Annotated in this window: 16 protein-coding genes; 8 read left to right on the top strand and 8 right to left on the bottom strand. The window is 70.6% G+C overall.

Going from position 1 to position 16,236, the window contains the following annotated elements; all coding sequences use genetic code 11:
- The 5 genes from ACIPJI_RS19740 to ACIPJI_RS19720 form a co-directional block, all read right to left on the bottom strand.
- The gene (locus tag ACIPJI_RS19740) at positions 1-819 is read right to left on the bottom strand and encodes an ABC transporter permease (RefSeq protein WP_307709063.1); all 819 of its coding nucleotides are present in this window, start codon (positions 817-819) and stop codon (positions 1-3) included.
- Between the two features lie 3 nt (positions 820-822).
- Positions 823-1,593, bottom strand: a complete 771-nt coding sequence (locus ACIPJI_RS19735; protein WP_307709064.1) for an ABC transporter permease — start codon at positions 1,591-1,593, stop codon at positions 823-825.
- Positions 1,590-2,549 carry an ABC transporter ATP-binding protein gene (locus tag ACIPJI_RS19730; RefSeq protein ID WP_307709065.1) on the bottom strand — a complete coding sequence of 320 codons (960 nt, stop codon included), beginning with the start codon at positions 2,547-2,549 and terminating at the stop codon, positions 1,590-1,592. Before ACIPJI_RS19730 ends, ACIPJI_RS19735 begins: the two co-directional genes overlap by 4 nt.
- A gap of 532 nt (positions 2,550-3,081) precedes the next feature.
- The gene (locus ACIPJI_RS19725) at positions 3,082-4,164 is read right to left on the bottom strand and encodes a sigma-70 family RNA polymerase sigma factor (RefSeq protein ID WP_402247631.1); all 1,083 of its coding nucleotides are present in this window, start codon (positions 4,162-4,164) and stop codon (positions 3,082-3,084) included.
- A gap of 54 nt (positions 4,165-4,218) precedes the next feature.
- Positions 4,219-5,304 (bottom strand): lytic murein transglycosylase, encoded by a 1,086-nt coding sequence (locus ACIPJI_RS19720; protein WP_402247629.1) that lies wholly within the window; start codon positions 5,302-5,304, stop codon positions 4,219-4,221.
- Between the two features lie 177 nt (positions 5,305-5,481).
- On the opposite strand from ACIPJI_RS19720, the gene ACIPJI_RS19715 reads away from it, so the two are divergent.
- Positions 5,482-5,730 (top strand): hypothetical protein, encoded by a 249-nt coding sequence (locus tag ACIPJI_RS19715; RefSeq protein ID WP_189475030.1) that lies wholly within the window; start codon positions 5,482-5,484, stop codon positions 5,728-5,730.
- Entirely contained in the window at positions 5,727-6,101 is a 375-nt protein-coding gene (locus ACIPJI_RS19710; protein WP_159685091.1) for a helix-turn-helix domain-containing protein, read from the top strand. Before ACIPJI_RS19715 ends, ACIPJI_RS19710 begins: the two co-directional genes overlap by 4 nt.
- Positions 6,102-6,202: 101 nt before the next feature.
- On the opposite strand, the gene ACIPJI_RS19705 is transcribed toward ACIPJI_RS19710, so the two are convergent.
- Positions 6,203-6,754 (bottom strand): hypothetical protein, encoded by a 552-nt coding sequence (locus ACIPJI_RS19705; protein WP_402247626.1) that lies wholly within the window; start codon positions 6,752-6,754, stop codon positions 6,203-6,205.
- A 320-nt stretch (positions 6,755-7,074) separates the two neighbouring features.
- On the opposite strand from ACIPJI_RS19705, the gene uraD reads away from it, so the two are divergent.
- The 6 genes from uraD to ACIPJI_RS19675 all read left to right on the top strand — a co-directional run bounded on the left by uraD (position 7,075) and on the right by ACIPJI_RS19675 (position 13,480).
- On the top strand, positions 7,075-7,587 hold the full coding sequence (gene uraD, locus ACIPJI_RS19700; protein ID WP_307709069.1) for a 2-oxo-4-hydroxy-4-carboxy-5-ureidoimidazoline decarboxylase: 513 nt from the start codon (positions 7,075-7,077) through the stop codon (positions 7,585-7,587).
- Entirely contained in the window at positions 7,584-7,982 is a 399-nt protein-coding gene (gene uraH, locus ACIPJI_RS19695; protein ID WP_005310076.1) for a hydroxyisourate hydrolase, read from the top strand. The genes uraD and uraH overlap by 4 nt, the downstream gene beginning before the upstream one ends.
- Positions 7,983-7,987: 5 nt before the next feature.
- The gene (pucL, locus tag ACIPJI_RS19690; protein ID WP_402247623.1) at positions 7,988-8,911 is read left to right on the top strand and encodes a factor-independent urate hydroxylase; all 924 of its coding nucleotides are present in this window, start codon (positions 7,988-7,990) and stop codon (positions 8,909-8,911) included.
- Between the two features lie 67 nt (positions 8,912-8,978).
- A complete protein-coding gene (locus tag ACIPJI_RS19685) occupies positions 8,979-10,370 on the top strand; it encodes a nucleobase:cation symporter-2 family protein (protein WP_402247621.1) in 1,392 nt (463 codons plus the stop codon).
- 45 nt (positions 10,371-10,415) lie between these two features.
- Positions 10,416-11,816, top strand: coding sequence for an 8-oxoguanine deaminase (locus ACIPJI_RS19680; RefSeq protein ID WP_356621566.1), 1,401 nt, complete (start codon positions 10,416-10,418; stop codon positions 11,814-11,816).
- Positions 11,817-12,073: 257 nt separating this feature from the next.
- Complete coding sequence (locus ACIPJI_RS19675) at positions 12,074-13,480, top strand: nucleobase:cation symporter-2 family protein (protein WP_402247619.1); 1,407 nt, start codon at positions 12,074-12,076, stop codon at positions 13,478-13,480.
- An 81-nt stretch (positions 13,481-13,561) separates the two neighbouring features.
- Here the strand turns inward: ACIPJI_RS19675 and ACIPJI_RS19670 are convergent, their stop codons facing one another.
- Both ACIPJI_RS19670 and ACIPJI_RS19665 read right to left on the bottom strand, forming a co-directional pair.
- Positions 13,562-14,443 (bottom strand): lysozyme, encoded by an 882-nt coding sequence (locus ACIPJI_RS19670; protein ID WP_402247618.1) that lies wholly within the window; start codon positions 14,441-14,443, stop codon positions 13,562-13,564.
- A 340-nt stretch (positions 14,444-14,783) separates the two neighbouring features.
- Entirely contained in the window at positions 14,784-16,043 is a 1,260-nt protein-coding gene (locus tag ACIPJI_RS19665; protein ID WP_402247616.1) for an ATP-grasp domain-containing protein, read from the bottom strand.
- Between the last annotated feature and the right edge of the window lie 193 nt (positions 16,044-16,236).

The following is a 16,236-nucleotide window of genomic DNA, read 5'->3' as shown; positions in this document are numbered from 1 at the left end:
CTACCCCGCTATCCGTACGGTCGTGTTGGCGCCCCAGATCGCCAGGCTGAGGAAGAAGTCGAGAATGTTGATCGCCACGATCGAGGTGCGCACCGCGCGGCCCACGGCGACCCCGACGCCGGCCGGGCCGCCGCTCGCGTAGTAGCCGTAGTAGCAGTGCACCAGGATGATCACGACGGCGAAGACGATCACCTTGCCGAAGGACCACAGGACGTCGACCGGCGGCAGGTACTGCTGGAAGTAGTGGTCGTAGGTGCCGGCCGACTGCCCGTAGTAGCCGGTGGTGATCGTGCGGGCCGCGAAGTACGAGGACAGCAGCCCCACCACGTACAGCGGGATCACCGCGACGAAACCGGCGATCATCCGCGTCGTCACCAGGAACGGCAGCGACGGGACGCCCATCACCTCCAGCGCGTCGGTCTCCTCGCTGATCCGCATGGCGCCCAGCTGCGCGGTGAACCCGGCGCCGACCGTCGCGGACAGCGCCAGGCCCGCCACCAGGGGAGCGATCTCCCGGGTGTTGAAGTACGCGGAGAGGAACGCCACGAAGTTCGACGTGCCGAGCTGGTTGAGCGCCGCGTAGCCCTGGAGGCCGACCTCGGTACCGGTGAAGAACGACAGGAACGCGATCACCCCGACGGTCCCGCCGACGACGGCGAGCGCGCCGCGCCCGAAGCTCACCTCCGCGAGCAGCCGCAGGATCTCCTTCTTGTAGCGGCGCAGCGTCCGGCCGGTCCAGGCCAGCGAACGGCCGTAGAAGACCAGCTGCCTGCCCAGCTCCTCGAGCTGCGGCGGCAGCAGACGATTCATCAGCGGCATCGCTCAGCCCCTCTGCGGAACGATTTGGAAGTACACGGCGGTCATCACGAAGTTCGTCACGAACAGCAACATGAAGGTGATGACCACCGACTGGTTCACCGCGTCGCCGACCCCCTTCGGGCCGCCCTTCGCGGTCAGCCCCTTGTACGAGGCGACGATCGCCGCGATCGCCCCGAACACCAGGGCTTTCAGCTCGGCCGCCCACAGGTCGGAGAGCTGGGCGAGCGTGGTGAACGAGGCCAGATAGGCGCCCGGGGTGCCGTTCTGCAGCACCACGTTGAAGAAGTAGCCGCCGGCCACCCCGACCACCGAGACGAGGCCGTTGAGCAGCACCGCCACCAGCATCGTGGCCAGCACCCGCGGCACGACCAGCCGGTGGATGGGGTCGATGCCCAGCACCTGCATCGCGTCGATCTCCTCGCGGATCTTCCGCGCTCCGAGATCCGCGCAGATCGCCGTGCCACCCGCGCCCGCGATCAGCAGCGCGGTGACGATCGGCGACGCCTCCCGCAGTACGGCGAGGACGGACGCCGCGCCCGAGAACGACTGCGCGCCCAGCTGCCTCGTCAGAGAGCCGATCTGCAACGCGATCACCGCTCCGAACGGGATCGACACCAGCGCCGTCGGCAGGATCGTCACACTCGCGACGAACCACGCCTGCTGGATGAACTCCCTCATCTGGAAAGGCCGCTTGGGGATCGTGCGCAGCACGTCCAGCCCCATGGCGAACAGGCTGCCCGACTGCCGCAGCGCCCCGACGGGTGACAGGCTCATGCGTCGCCCGCCCTTCCGTGCACCGACGCCCGCAGCCGTCGCAGCGCCTCTCGGTCCGCGATCTCGGCCCAGCGGGGCGGCCGTTCGATGCCCTCGGTCGGCAGCAGCCGCGGCGTCAGCTCGAGGACGCCCGGCACGGCGGCGTCCGCGGCCTCGTCGAGCTGCGCGAGCTCCTGCTCGACCTGGGCGGCGTCCTTCTCCTCCGCCATGCCGATCGGCCCTTGCATCCGCCCGTTGAGGAACTGCCGCACCACGGGTTCTTCGCTGGTCAGCAACTGCTCCCGCGGGCCGAACATCACCAGCTCGCGGCGGAACAGCAGCCCGATGTTGTCCGGGACCTGACGGGCGGAGGCGATGTCGTGGGTGACGATGAGGAACGTGGCGTCGATCTGCGCGTTGAGATCGACGATCAGCTGGTTGAGATACGCCACACGCACCGGATCGAGACCCGAGTCCGGCTCGTCGAACAGGATGATCTCCGGGTCGAGCACCAGGGCCCGCGCCAGTCCGGCCCGCTTGCGCATACCGCCGGATATCTCGCCGGGCAGTTTGTCCTCGGCGCCGATCAGACCGACCATGTCCATCTTCTCGAGCACGATCCGGCGGATCTCGCCCTCCGGTTTGCGGGTGTGCTCACGCAGCGGGAAGGCGATGTTGTCGTAGAGGTTCATCGAACCGAACAGCGCGCCGTCCTGGAACAGCACGCCGAACAGCTTGCGGACCTCGTAGAGCTCGTGCTCGCGCAGCGTGGTGATGTCCTGCCCGGCGATCCGGATCGACCCGCGCTCCGGCCGCAGCAGTCCCACGAGCGTCTTCAGGAACACGGACTTGCCGGTCCCGGAGGGCCCCAGCATGACGGAGACCTCCCCGGCGGGCAGCGTCAGGGAGACGTCCTGCCAGATGACCTGGCGCCCGAAGGACTTGGTGAGCCCTTCTACGCAGATCTCGACACCCATCCCGTACACCCTTCAGCCGTGGAGCGGTCCGACACCTGCTCTACGGGGAGGGGAGGGGCGTCCGTCGCGACGAGGCGAAGTTTTTTTTCGACGGGGTTTCGTGGGGGTGTCGGCGGGAGCGGGTGCGTCTCGCCTGCGGCGGGCTTGTTCCCCTACCCTCCCCCCACGGCCTGGCGGCCGTGGGGGGACCCCCACTTACCGAAACCGGGGAGCGCCCTGGACCACACCGGGCTCCGCCCGGACCCGGCACCGCGCTTCGCGCGGTGTTCCGGGGGCTCCGCCCCTCTACGCCTGGCGGCGTGGTGGGGGCCCACCGGACCCCGCGCCTCGATCTCCCCCTGCGGCCTGGCGGCCGTGGGAGGTGGTTCCAGCCGCGCTGATTTCGCGGAGCGAAATCCATCCCGCCCGGCGCTTGAGGACACCGCGCGGAGCGCGGTACGGGCCCGGGCGGAGCCCGGTTCGGGATGTGGGGGGTCCCTCCACGGCCGCAGGCCGTAGCGGGAGGGGTAGGGGACAAGCCCCGCGCAGGGGGTTACGGATGTGTCGGGAGAGGCGGCACGGTCTGCGGGACCGGCACGGTCGGGACCGACGCCGACGGGACCGGCACGGTCGGGACCGACGCCGACGGGACCGGCACAGTCGGAACCGACGGCGCCACGGTCGGTATCGACGCCGACGGAACCGGTGGCAGCGAAGACACCAGATCCTCCGCCGCCTTTGGCACCGGCAGCCCCGACACCGGCGGCGTCGACAGGGGCAGCGTCGGCAGCGGCACGCCGGGCAGTTCCGGCAGCGGCAGGCCCCGCTCGCCGGACGGGCGGGCCCCGCCCGGCGCGCCCTGGGTGGGGGCGGTCGACGGTGCGGCGTTCCCCGGCGCACCCGTACGGCCGGGTTCCGGTGCCCCGGACCCGGCCGCCTCCGTCACCGCCGGGGGCGCGGGGGTCGGCCGGGGGGTGTCGCCGTCATGGACGTACGGCAGGACCAGGCCCGCGACCGCGAGCGTCACCGCCGTCGAGGCGAGCGCCACCGCCTGGGCGTTGCCCCCGCTGCCCGGCCTGCCCCGGCCGCACAGCCACAGCACCAGCCCGAGCGTCGCCGCCAGCGAGTTGCGCAGGGTGCGGCGAGCGCGTGCCAGCAGGGACTCGACGGTGCGGTAGCTCAGGCCCATCTTCGTGGCGACCTGCCCGACGTCCAGGTCCTCCGCCTTCAGCCAGAGGGCCTCCGCCTGCCGGGCGGGCAGTTCCGAGCTGCGTACCGCGAGCCAGTTCGCCTCCGCCCGGTCGCAGACCGCTTCCTCGACGGGGACCGGGCCCGGGGGGTGCAGTCTCGGGCTGCTGCGTACCTGCGCCTCCCGGTGGACCTGGCGGTGGCGGTCCACGCACAGCCGCATGGTCACCGTCGTCAGCCAGGCGCCCAGCCGCTCGTCGTCGAGGTCCGGGTGCTCCGCGGCACGCAGCATCGCCTCGTGCACGGCGTCCTCGGCGTCCTCGGCGCTCACCGACCGGCGGCGGGCCACCTTGAGCAGGTCCTCGCGGTGGCTCCAGGCACGCTGCCAGCGTTCCTTGGACTCCCGGCCCGGCCCGTCGGGCTGGGCAGGCTGCATGTCTGTAGCCATGAGGGCCCCTTCGCTCACACCGCCGGTCGCGTCCCTGCCCGGCGGGTGGCGACATTACCGCCCGGTATCCGGGATTGTGGAGGGGCCTGCGCCCATCGAGTCCGTTCCGTTGCTGGTCAGTCCGCCGGAGCCGCCCGGCAGCAGGCCGTCGCCGGGCGCCGGCACGTCCGGGAGCGGCAGCAACGGCTCCGCCGGTTCACGGCCGTCGGCCGGCGCGGTGGCGCTCGGGCGCGGGGAGGGCGAGTCGGAGGGCCGGGCGGTCGGCCGGGTCGGGGCCGGTGCCGTTGTGGGCGACGGGGCCGCCGCGGGGCGCGGCCCGCCGGTACGCCGCGGCTCCGGAGCGGCCGGGACGGACCGGGCGGGCCCGGCGGACGGGCCGCCGTTGTCCGGCACCACCCGGTGGCCGCCGAGGTAGTACGCGTACCAGGCCAGCACCGTCCGCAGGTACGCCGCGGAGTGGTTGTAGCCGAGGACGGCGCGCTCCAGGTCCGCCCGCTCCGACAGGTCCCGCCCTCCGGCACACAGGTACCGCCCGGCCGCGAGCGCCGCGTCGAAGATGTTCCCCGGGTCCGTACGGCCGTCGCCGTTGCCGTCGGCGCCCCAGTGCGCCCAGGTGGAGGGGATGAACTGCATGGGCCCCACGGCACGGTCGTACACCGTGTCCCCGTCGTACGCCCCGCCGTCGCTGTCCCTGATCAGCGCGAAGCCGTTGCCGTCCAGCCGCGGGCCGAGGATCGGAGAGAGCGAGGTGCCGTCGGGCAGGACCCGTCCGCCGCGCGCCTGCCCGGACTCGACCTGGCCGATCGCTGCGAGCAGTTGCAGCCGCAGGCCGCAGCCCGGAGCGCTGCGCGCGAGCGAGGCCTCGGCGGCCCGGTAGGCGGCGAACACCGTCGCCGGGAGCGCCCCGGCCGCCGGAGCGGTGAAGACCCCCGGCGCCCGGACGTCCGCCGGCCCGGGCGTCCGCAGCGGCGGCAGCTCGGTGCGGTACACACTGTCGCCCGAGACGGTCCCTCCCGTCGGCAGCGGCTGCCGCTGCCCGGCCGGGACGGCGGTCCCGGGCCCTTGCGAGGCGGTGAGCGCCGCGACCGCCATGGCGGCGGCCGCCGTCGCCTTGACACCTCTGGCTACGCGTCCTGTCATGATGCAGACCCCTCCCTGTGCCACCGGTCCGGACGGAACCGGGACCGGCGTGGCTCTTGTCGTCTGCTCTACGCGGGACCGCCGCCGGTCCGTCGCGCCGCGACGCGCGTTTCGTCCGGCGCCGGTGGAGGGGGAGCGGGTCAAGGCCTACGGGACAGGCCCTAACGTGGAGGCATGGTGCGACTGAGAGTGGAGTTCACGACGGAGCCGTTCGACCTGGACGAGCCACCGCCGCACGCCGTGGCGGTGCGCGAGGTCGTGCAGGGCGCGGATCTGGACGCGGTGGACGTCGGACCGTTCGGCAACACCGCGGAGGGCGGCGCGGAGCAGGTGCTCGGCGCCGTCGACGCGTTGCTGCGCAAGGCGCTGGAGAACGGCGCGACCCGGGTCTCCCTCCAGGTCAACGTGGTGGAGGGCCAGGAATGACGGCGCTCGACCACGCGCTCGCCCAAGCGGTGAAGCCCCTCGTCGACGCCATGGGCGGGGTGTTGATCGAGCCCGGCGAGGCAGCGGAGGACGACGTCGTACTCAGCTGGGAGGGCGAGGAGGTCCTCGCGGTGCGCCTTCCGCAGCTCGCGGACTCGCTGGACCACATCCTCGCGGCACTGGAGCGGCAGCACGGCCGGCCGCTCGCCGAACTGGACCGCAGGACCAAGCAGTCGATCGTCAGGACGCTGGAGGCGCGCGGCGCGTTCTCCGTCCGCCACGGCGTGGAGACGGTGGCCGGCGCGCTCGGCGTCAGCCGCTTCACCGTCTACAACTACCTGAACCGCGAGAAGAGCCCTTCGGACGGCTGACGCCGGTCCGCCGGCCTCGGGGACAGGCCCGCCCGGCACACCACGGCGCCGCCCTCGACCGACCGGCGAGGGCGGCGCCGTGGTGTGCCGGGGTCACTCCGTCAGGAGTCGCCGGCCGTGCCCGCGGCATCGGCGGCCACGGGGAGTTCGTCGGTGGCCGGCGGCTGCGCGGCCGGCAGGTCGGTCGCGGGCAGGTCCGCCGCCGGGACGTCACCGGTCGCGGGCAGTTCCCCGAGCGCGGGCAGGTCCGCGAGCCCCGGGAGGTCGGCCAGGCCGGGGAGAGCGCCGACGGCCGGGAGCTCCCCCGCCGCCGGAGCCTGGACCGCGGGCAGCTCCCCGGCGGCGGGAGCCTCGCCGGCCGCCGGAAGCTCACCGGTGGCGGGCTGGTCTGCCGCCGGGAGGTCGCCGAGCCCCGGCAGGCCGCCGAGGAGGTCGTTCAGGAGTCCGGTCACCGTGTCGAGGGTGCCGCTGACCGTGCCGAGCAGACTCCCGAGGAGGTCGTCGACGGCCGACGTGATCTCGCCGGCGGGGTCGGCCGCCACGGTTCGTGCCGGTACGGTGCCCGCCTGCGCGGGGGTGGCGAGGGCGATCGCGCCCAGGCCGAGGAGGGCGCTTGCTGCCGTACCGGCGGCGAAGCGACGAACGCTTTTCATGTGCATGCTCCTGGCGATTCCGACATCGTTGTCGACGTTACGTGCGACCGGAGGTGGTACTCCGATCGACTGAGGACATTTCCGACATTAGGGTGTGTCGGGCGCGCCTGCCCCGGTGTGCTGCTGCAACGGTGTAAGGCTCGAATGAGGCCCCCGGGCCGGCCGGTGCGGACCGGGCGGGCGTCGGAGCGGGCCCGCCGCCAGGGCGCCGTATTTGTAACCCCAAGTTTTCAACAAAGTGTTGACGTCGCGTTGCCGAAGGGCGTTAGCTATCCGCAGCCCGTCCGACGCACCGCGATGAACAAGCCACGGAGGCTCCCGTGACTTCACTTCCGAACCCGGGCCTTGCCCGGTTCAACGCCTCCGAGGACAGTGCGGCCCTGGCCGCACTGCACGAGGTGTGCGCCAGTTCGGCCTGGGGAAGCAAACTGCTCGCCCAGCGACCGTACGCCACCACCCAGGCTCTCTTCGAGGCCAGCGACGCCGCCATGGCGGAACTGACCGCGGAGGATCTGGCCGAGGCGATGGCCGGCCACCCACCGATCGGCCGGCCCAAGCCAGGGGACCCCACGTCCTCCCGTGAACAGAGCGGGATGGCAGGTGCGTCCGAAGCGCTCAAGGCGGAGATGCTCGAGCTGAACCTGGCCTACCAGGACAAGTTCGGTCATGTCTTCCTGATCTGCGCCACCGGCCGCACCGGTGAGCAGATGCGGGACGCCGTACGGACACGGATCGAGAACTCGCCCGAGCAGGAGCGGGAGATCGTCCGTGCCGAGCTGGGCAAGATCAACCGCATCCGTCTGACCCGTCTCGTAGAGCAGGAAGAAGCATGAGCACGGAAACCACCGCATCGGTGTCCACGCACATCCTGGACACCAGCGTGGGACGCCCCGCAGAGGGCGTCGCCATCTCGCTGTCGTCCCGTAGCGGCGCGGGGGCGCGGTGGGTGGCGCTCGGCGCATCGAAGACCGACGCGGACGGGCGCTGCAAGGACCTGCCGGCGCTGCCGGAAGGAACGACACACGTACGTCTCGACTTCGAGACCGAGGCGTACTTCGAGAACAAGCAAGCCGATGCGCAGCAGGACGCCCCCGCGAATCGGGACAGCGGTGCGGCCGGTGTGTTCTTCCCGGAGGTGGCGATCACGTTCGCCGTCGTGCCGGGCGAGCATTACCACGTACCGCTGCTGCTCAACCCGTTCGGCTACTCCGTTTACCGAGGGAGCTAGCAGACATGCCCACGATTCTCGGCCAGAACCAGTACGGCAAAGCAGAGAACCGAGTCGTCAAGATCACGCGGGACGGCGACACCCACCACATCAAGGACCTGAACGTCTCCGTCGCCCTCTCCGGCGACATGGACGACGTCCACTACTCCGGCTCGAACGCCAACGTGCTGCCGACCGACACCACCAAGAACACGGTGTACGCGTTCGCCAAGGAGTACGGCATCGAGTCGGCGGAGCAGTTCGGCATCCACCTCGCCCGGCACTTCGTGTCGAGCCAGGAGCCGATCCACCGGGCGCGCATCCGCATCGAGGAGTACGCCTGGGAGCGCATCGCGACCTCCGACGGCAACTCGAAGTTCATCGGCGCCGACGAGGTCAAGCACTCCTTCGTCCGCAAGGGCCAGGAGACCCGGACCACCCAGATCACCTACGACGGTGAGCAGTGGGAGGTCGTCTCGGGTCTGAAGGACCTGACCGTGATGAACTCGACCAACTCCGAGTTCTGGGGTTACGTCAAGGACCGGTACACGACCCTCAAAGAGGCGTACGACCGCATCCTGGCCACCCAGGTCGCCGCCCAGTGGCGCTACAACTGGACCTCGGACGAGGACCGGATGCCGGGCTGGGACAAGTCCTACGACCAGGCCAAGAAGCACATGCTCGAGGCCTTCGCGGAGACGTACTCGCTGTCGCTCCAGCAGACCCTGTACCAGATGGGTTCGCGCATCATCAACAGCCGCAGCGAGATAGACGAGATCCGCTTCTCGCTCCCGAACAAGCACCACTTCCTGGTGGACCTCGAGCCGTTCGGCCTCAAGAACGACAACGAGGTCTACTTCGCGGCCGACCGCCCGTACGGCCTGATCGAAGCCACCATCCTGCGGGACGGCGTCGAGCCGAAGATCCCGGTCGACATGACCAACCTCTGACGCGGGACCGACCCGCCCCCGCCCGCCCGCAGCCGGGCGGGGGCCGGCCGGACCGGAGGGAAGAACCATGGCACAGCCTGCAACGGAGCCGGCGCGAGCGGCACAAGGCCCCGGCACCGCACCGCCCGTCCATCCCGTGGACGAGAAGCTCCCCCTCGCGCGGCTCGTTCCCGCCGCGCTCCAGCACATCGCCGCCATGTACGCGGGCGTGGTCACCCCTCCGCTGATCATCGGCCAGGCGGTCGGCCTCGACGCCGCCGGCATGACCCGGCTGATCGCGGCGAGCCTGCTGATCGCGGGTCTCGCCACCCTCCTGCAGACCCTCGGTGTCACGAACTTCGCCGGGAACCGGCTCCCGTTCGTCAACGCCGCGTCCTCCGCCGGCATCGCGCCCATGCTCGCCATCGCGGAGACCAGCGCCCCCGGCCGCCAACTCCCCGCCATCTACGGCGCGGTGATGGTCGCCGGTGTCTTCTGCCTCGCCGTCGGGCCCTTCTTCGGACGGCTGCTGCGCTTCTTCCCGCCGCTCGTCACCGGTGTGGTCATCACCCTCATCGGCGTCACCCTGATGCCCGTGCCCGTCACCTGGGCGCAGGGAGGCGACGCCGGCGCCGCCGACTTCGGCGCCATGAAGCACCTCGCGCTGGCCGGTTCCACCCTCGCCGTCATCCTGATCTTCCAGCGCTTCGGCCGCGGCTTCCTCAAGCAAGTGGCGCTGCTGCTCGGCCTGTTCATCGGCACGCTCGCCGCGATCCCCTTCGGCATGGCCGACCTCTCGGTCCTGCGGGAGGCGCCGGTCGCCGCGCTGCCGAGCCCCTTCGCCTTCGGCGCCCCCGAGTTCCAGCCCGCCGCGATCCTGTCCCTGTGCATCGTGATGCTGGTCCTGATGACCGAGTCCAGCGCCGGAATGCTCGCCCTCGGTGAGATCTGCGACCGCCGCAGCGACGGCAGGACGATCACCCGCGGACTGCGCACCGACGGCATCGCGACGCTCCTCGGGCCCGTCTTCGGCGGCTTCCCCACCTCCGCCTTCGCCCAGAACGTGGGCGTCGTGACCCTCACCCGGGTCCGCAGCCGCTACGTCGTCGCCGTCGCCGGCGGCACCCTGCTGATCCTGGGCGCCTTCCCCGTCCTCGGCGCCGTCGTCTCACTCGTCCCGATGCCCGTCCTCGGCGGTGCGGGAATCGTCCTGTTCGGCTCGATCGCCGTCAGCGGCATCCGCACCCTCTCCGAGGCCGGACTCGACGACAGCTCCAACATCATCCTGGTGGCCGTCGCGCTCGGCGCGGGCATCATCCCGCTCGCCGCGCCCACCTTCTACGCCAACTTCCCGGCCTGGGCACAGACCGTGCTCGGCTCCGGCATCAGCGCCGGAGCGCTCGTCGCGGTCCTGCTCAACCTGTTCTTCCACCATCTCGGCACCCGCAGCCGCCCGGCTGTGGCACTCAAATCCTCCTAGGGTCCTGCCGTGCCCACATCGCCGCCCACAGAAGAAGGAAGCACCATGGCACCTTCGGCAGCCCGGACCGAAACGGTCGAACGCATCGTCATCGAGAACTGTGCGATCGCCACCGTCGACGCCGACGACACCGAGTACGCCTTCGGCCATGTCGTCGTCGCGGGCAACAGGATCGAGTCCGTCGGAGCAGGCAAGGCACCCGAGGGCCTCGCGAACGTGGTACGCCGCATCGACGGCACCGGCCACCTCGTCACCCCGGGCCTGGTCAACACCCATCACCACTTCTACCAGTGGATCACGCGCGGTCTCGCCACCGACCACAACCTCTTCAACTGGCTGGTGGCGCTCTACCCGACCTGGGCGCGCATCGACGAGCCGATGGTCCGCGCCGCGGCGCAGGGCTCGCTCGCGATGATGGCCCGCGGCGGCGTCACCACCGCCATGGACCACCACTACGTCTACCCGCAGGGCTCCGGCGACCTGTCCGGCGCGATCATCGGCTCCGCCCGTGAGATGGGCGTACGGTTCACCCTCGCCCGAGGCTCCATGGACCGCGGAAAGTCGGACGGCGGCCTGCCGCCGGACTTCGCGGTCGAGTCCCTCGAAGGCGCGCTGGCCGGCACCGAGGAGACCATCGACAAGCACCACGACGCCTCGTTCGACGCGATGACGCAGGTCGCCGTCGCACCGTGCTCGCCGTTCTCCGTCACCACCGAACTGCTCAGGCAGGGCGCGGAGCTGGCGCGGCGCAAGGGAGTGCGGCTGCACACCCACGGGTCCGAGACGGTCGAGGAGGAGGAGTTCTGCAAGGAGCTCTTCGGGATGGGCCCCACCGACTACTTCGAGTCGACGGGCTGGCTGGGCTCCGACGTGTGGATGGCGCACTGCGTCCACATGAACGACTCCGACATCGCCGCCTTCGCCCGCACGGGCACCGGCGTCGCGCACTGCCCCTCCTCCAACGCGCGTCTGGCGGCCGGCATCGCCCGCGTCCCCGACATGCTGCGGGCCGGTGTGCCGGTGGGACTCGGTGTGGACGGCACCGCCTCCAACGAGTCCGGTGAACTGCACACCGAGCTGCGCAACGCGCTGCTGATCAACCGGCTCGGCGCCCACCGCGAGGCCGCCCTGAACGCGCGTCAGGCACTGCGGCTCGGCACCTACGGCGGCGCTCAGGTCCTCGGGCGGGCGGACGCGATCGGATCCCTCGAACCGGGCAAGCTCGCCGACCTGGTGATGTGGAAGCTGGACACCTTCGCCCACTCCTCCATCGCCGACCCGGTCGTCGCGCTCGTCTTCGGCGCGGCCGCGCCGGTCACCCTCTCCCTGGTCGACGGCAAGACCGTCGTCGAGGGCAACCACCTCACCACGGTGGACGAAGACGCCATCGCCCGCTCCACGCGGGACGAGGCACAGCGCCTGGCGCGGATCGCCGCACAGGGCTGAACCCGGTAGTCCGGTCGAGGGGGACGGCCCTCGACCGGCGGCCGTGGACCCGAGCGGGGTCCACGGCGGCCGTCGCCGGGAGGCGCGTACGACAAAGGTGCGTGCCTCCCGGTGGTGGCGCCCCCTGCCCTCCGGCACGGGGACGCCGCCCGCACACCGGCTCGGGCGACCCGGTACGTGCACAACCGCACCACCTGCACCACCTCCTTGACACCACACGTCCACCGACGACGTGTAACCCGACCGGAGGCACCGCCGTGGCCGTGCACAACTCGACCGCCGAAGCAGAGGACCGGAAGCATCCGGTCGACGAAACCCTGCCCCCCTTCAAGATGTTCACCAGCGGCCTGCAGCATGTGGCCGCCATGTACGCGGGCGTCGTCGCCCCGCCGATGATCGTGGGGCCCGCCGTGGGTCTCAGCGCCAAGGACACCGCGTTCCTGATGGGCGCGAGCCTGTTCACCGCCGGTATAGCCACCCTGCTCCAGACCCTCGGCTTCTGGCGCATCGGCGCCCGGCTGCCGTTCGTCAACGGCGTCTCCTTCGCCGGTGTGACGCCGATGGTCGCCATCGGCAGGGACCGGGGCTACGACGGCATCGCCGTCATCTTCGGCGCGATCATCGTCGCCAGCGTGCTGGGCTTCGTGCTCACCCCGTACTTCTCCAAACTGGTCCGCTTCTTCCCGCCCGTCGTCACCGGCACGGTCATCACCCTGATCGGTGTGTCGCTGCTGCCCGTCGCCTTCAACTGGTCCCAGGGCGGCAACTCCACGGCGGACGACTACGGCTCCATGAAGAACATCGGCATGGCCGCGCTCACCTTCGTGATCGTCCTGGCGCTGCGCAAACTGCTGCGCGGCTTCATGCAGCAGATCGCCATCCTGCTGGGCCTCGTCGCCGGCACGGTCGTCGCCGTACCGCTGAACATGACCGACCTCGACGCCATCAAGGACGCCGGGATCGTCGGCTTCCCCACCCCGTTCCACTTCGGCGCACCGCAGTTCGAGATCGCCGCGATCGTGTCCATGTGCATCGTGATGCTGGTCTGCATGACCGAGTCCACCGCCGACATGCTCGCGCTGGGCCGGATCGTCGACCGCCCGGCGGACGAGCGGACCATCGAGGGCGGCCTGCGCGCCGACACCCTCGGCTCCGCCATCAGCCCGCTGTTCAACGGCTTCATGTGCAGCGCTTTCGCCCAGAACATCGGCCTGGTCGCCATGACGAAGGTCCGCAGCCGGTTCGTCGTCGCCGCGGGCGGCGGCATCCTGATCCTGCTCGGACTCTGTCCCGTCGCCGCGTCCGTCATCGCGCTCGTCCCGCTGCCCGTCCTCGGCGGCGCCGGCATCGTGCTCTTCGGCTCCGTCGCGGCGAGCGGCATCCAGACGCTGGCCACGGCGGCACTGGAGAAGGGCGAGAACGCGCTGATCGTCGCGGCGGCCGTCGGCATCGGGCTGATCCCGATCGCCGCGCCGGAGTTCTACCACGCCTTCCCCGAGGACGCGCTCGTGGTGCTCGACTCGGGCATCTCCACGGGCTGCATCGTGGCGATCGTGCTGAACCTGGCGTTCAACCACCTCGGCAAGCGGGGGAGCGCGACGGAGGAGGACCCCTCGTCGGTGGAGAAGGGGACCGCGGTCGCGGAGCCGGCCGCCGTGCACTGAGCCACCCACATCGCCGCCGGGTGGAGCCGTACCGTCACGGCTCCACCCGGCGGCGTTCCGCTGTGCCGGGGACGCCTCGGGTCAGGCGGTGTTGTTCGCGAGCGCGATCAGCCGCGTCATCGAGCCGTTGAACTTGTTGCGGTCCACGTCCCCCGCGACACCGCTGACCCGACCGGTCGCGGTGTACTGCCAGAAGGTCCACGTGGGGAAGCCGTTGGGGATGCTCGGGCTGCTGACGCCCCAGTGGGCGACCCACAGGGGCGCCTTGGTGGACATACCGGTCCAGTTGCCGGTGCAGGTGTTCCACCAGCTCGCGGTCGTGTAGATGACGACGTCCCGGGTCGTGCGCGCCTTGTACGTGTTGTAGAAGTCGTTGATCCAGGTGCGCATCTGGGTCGTCGACAGGCCGTAGCACATGGCGCCCGACGGGTTGTGCTCGATGTCGAGGACACCGGGCAGCGTCCTGTTGTCCCGGGACCAGGCGCCGCCGTTGGAGGCGAAGAAGTTCGCCTGGGTCGCCCCGTTCGAGTAGTTCGGCCGGGCGAAGTGGTACGCCCCGCGGACCAGGCCGGCGTTGTAGGAGCCGGTGTAGTTCGCGCCGAAGCGCGAGTCCTTGAAGCTGGTTCCCTCGGTGGCCTTCATGTAGGCGAAGTCGATCCCGGCGCTCTTGACCGAGCCCCAGTTGATCGCGCCCTGCCAGTGGGAGACGTCGATCCCCTGGACACCGCTCGTGTCCATCGGCGTGATCGGGCTGCCCGCCTCGGCGGCGCGCGGCTGCTCGATACGGGTTCCCGAACCCATCCAGGCCTGACCGGGCTTGACGGGCTCGTCCGGCGGCGGCGGGGCGGCGGCGGCCGTACCGGTGGTGGTCATGAGCAAGGCACCGGCCGAGACGAGGGTGCCGATGACGGTGGCGGTCTTCGATCTTCCGCGACGCGCGAATCCAACTCGTGACACAGGCATGACTGCCTCCTGGCAGGGTGGGGGATCGGCGGACGAGCGTCAGGCGCACGACTTCCCGGGGCCCGCGGGAAGTCATGGACACGTCACACGAGTAAGTCACTGTGACGCCCGGGCGTAAAGGGGCGGCGGGAAGTCCCTATGGCCCAGACCTGTGGCGCTTCGGCGGACCTGGGGGAACGCCCGTTCCGGCGCGGCAAGTTTCAGAGGCGGGGCGGTGTCTCCACGGGGACGGTGGCCGGGCGGCTTTCGCTTCACGTTCGGCGGTGGCCTCGCCCGTCCAACCGGCGCCAGTTCCTCGTGATACCCCACACATCGAACCGCCGCAGGTTGGACGACAAGATCAGACCACCTCGTAGAACCCTTCGCCGTCCATGTACCGCGCCGACAGGATGTTGTGCATGACGACGCTCTCGGTCTCGTGCACGAGGTACACGCGCATGGGGTAGGTCCAGTCGTCGATCGAGCGATGGATCTCGTCGCCCGGGTGCACGTTCAGGGTGATGTCGTGGAAGCTCTCCAGCCCGCGGAGTTCTGCCATCTTCGGGTAGCTGACGAGCTTGCCCGCCGCCGGCGAGACCATGTTGACGATCCCGGCGTGCCGGGTCAGTTCATAGCCGGTCTCCCAGCGCTCAAGGAAGCGCTCAGGGTCGACGTACGCGTCCACGGTCCAGTCCAGCTGACTCTCACCGATCGCGCCCTTGGTCGGCACATGCACGTCCGCACCGCAGATCCGGGCGGCACTCTCGACCAGCCGCGGGCCCTGCGGCGTCAGCTTGAGCTCGGTGTGCGCGGGACCGTGGCGCACCCCCAGGGCATCCAGGACCTGGCAATTGTAGTCGACCAGCGCGTCCTGGTCCGCGCCATGACGGGGCATCAGTTGCGCCCCGGCTGCCATGTCGTGCACCCCGTTGGCGGCGAGGTGGTGCATCTTCCAGATGTCCGTGACGTGGTGCTTGCCGTCCAGGCTCACGGTGTTCACGATGTACTCACTGCCGACCAGGTATTCCTGTGCCAGCACCGCGTGGTTGTGCAGCTCCAGCGCGCTCTCGGTGCCGATCAGCGCCTCGAACGCAGCGCGCACCTGGTCCGCGTCGTCACAGAAGTGGACGCCGTCGCTTCCCGCGCTCTTCAACGGCTTCAGCACCACCCGGCCTTCCGCCTCCTGGTACCAGGCGAGCAGCGTGTCGAGGTCGGTGGCCAGGATCTGGCCGACGCCGGGTACCCCGGCCTCCTTGACCGTCTCCATCATGCGGAACTTGTCCCGGCGGGACGGGCTGAGCGCCGTGCCGTTCGTCCGCAGGCCGAGCGCCTCGCTCAACAAGTCCGCGACCTCGACCCCGCTCTCGATGCCTGCCAGCAGACTCGTCGGCGTGTGCGCGGCGAGGGCCGCGACCGTTGCGGCGACATCCCCCGTGTGCACGATGTTGGCGGTGAAGTCCGATGCCCTGAAGCTCTTCTCGTACCCCGCCGGAATCACCGGGGTGCTCTGGACGTGGACGCATTCATAGCCGCGTTCCCGGAAGAGCGGGGCAAGGGATCGTGCGCTCGAATACGCGTCGACGATGACGACCACGCGGGGAGCGGCAGGCTTGACGGTCATTCTTACCTCACTGTTGATTGTGGACTGGTGCGTTCGGCGGCGACGACCGCGACCGCGGCGAACCCCCGCTTGCCCACGTGGCGCCCGCGGGTCCCGATGGTGGGGGTCTCGATCACGTTCGTCTCTCGTACTGGGCGGGGTATCTGTTCACCGGTGTCGAATTCCGCGACGACCGGAGTTCCAAGGACGACCC

The sequence above is a fragment of the Streptomyces sp. NPDC086835 genome (assembly GCF_044745705.1).
Classification (GTDB): Bacteria; Actinomycetota; Actinomycetes; order Streptomycetales; family Streptomycetaceae; genus Streptomyces.
Note: the sequence above shows the minus strand (reverse complement) of the source record. Positions and strands in the feature narration are given on the sequence as shown.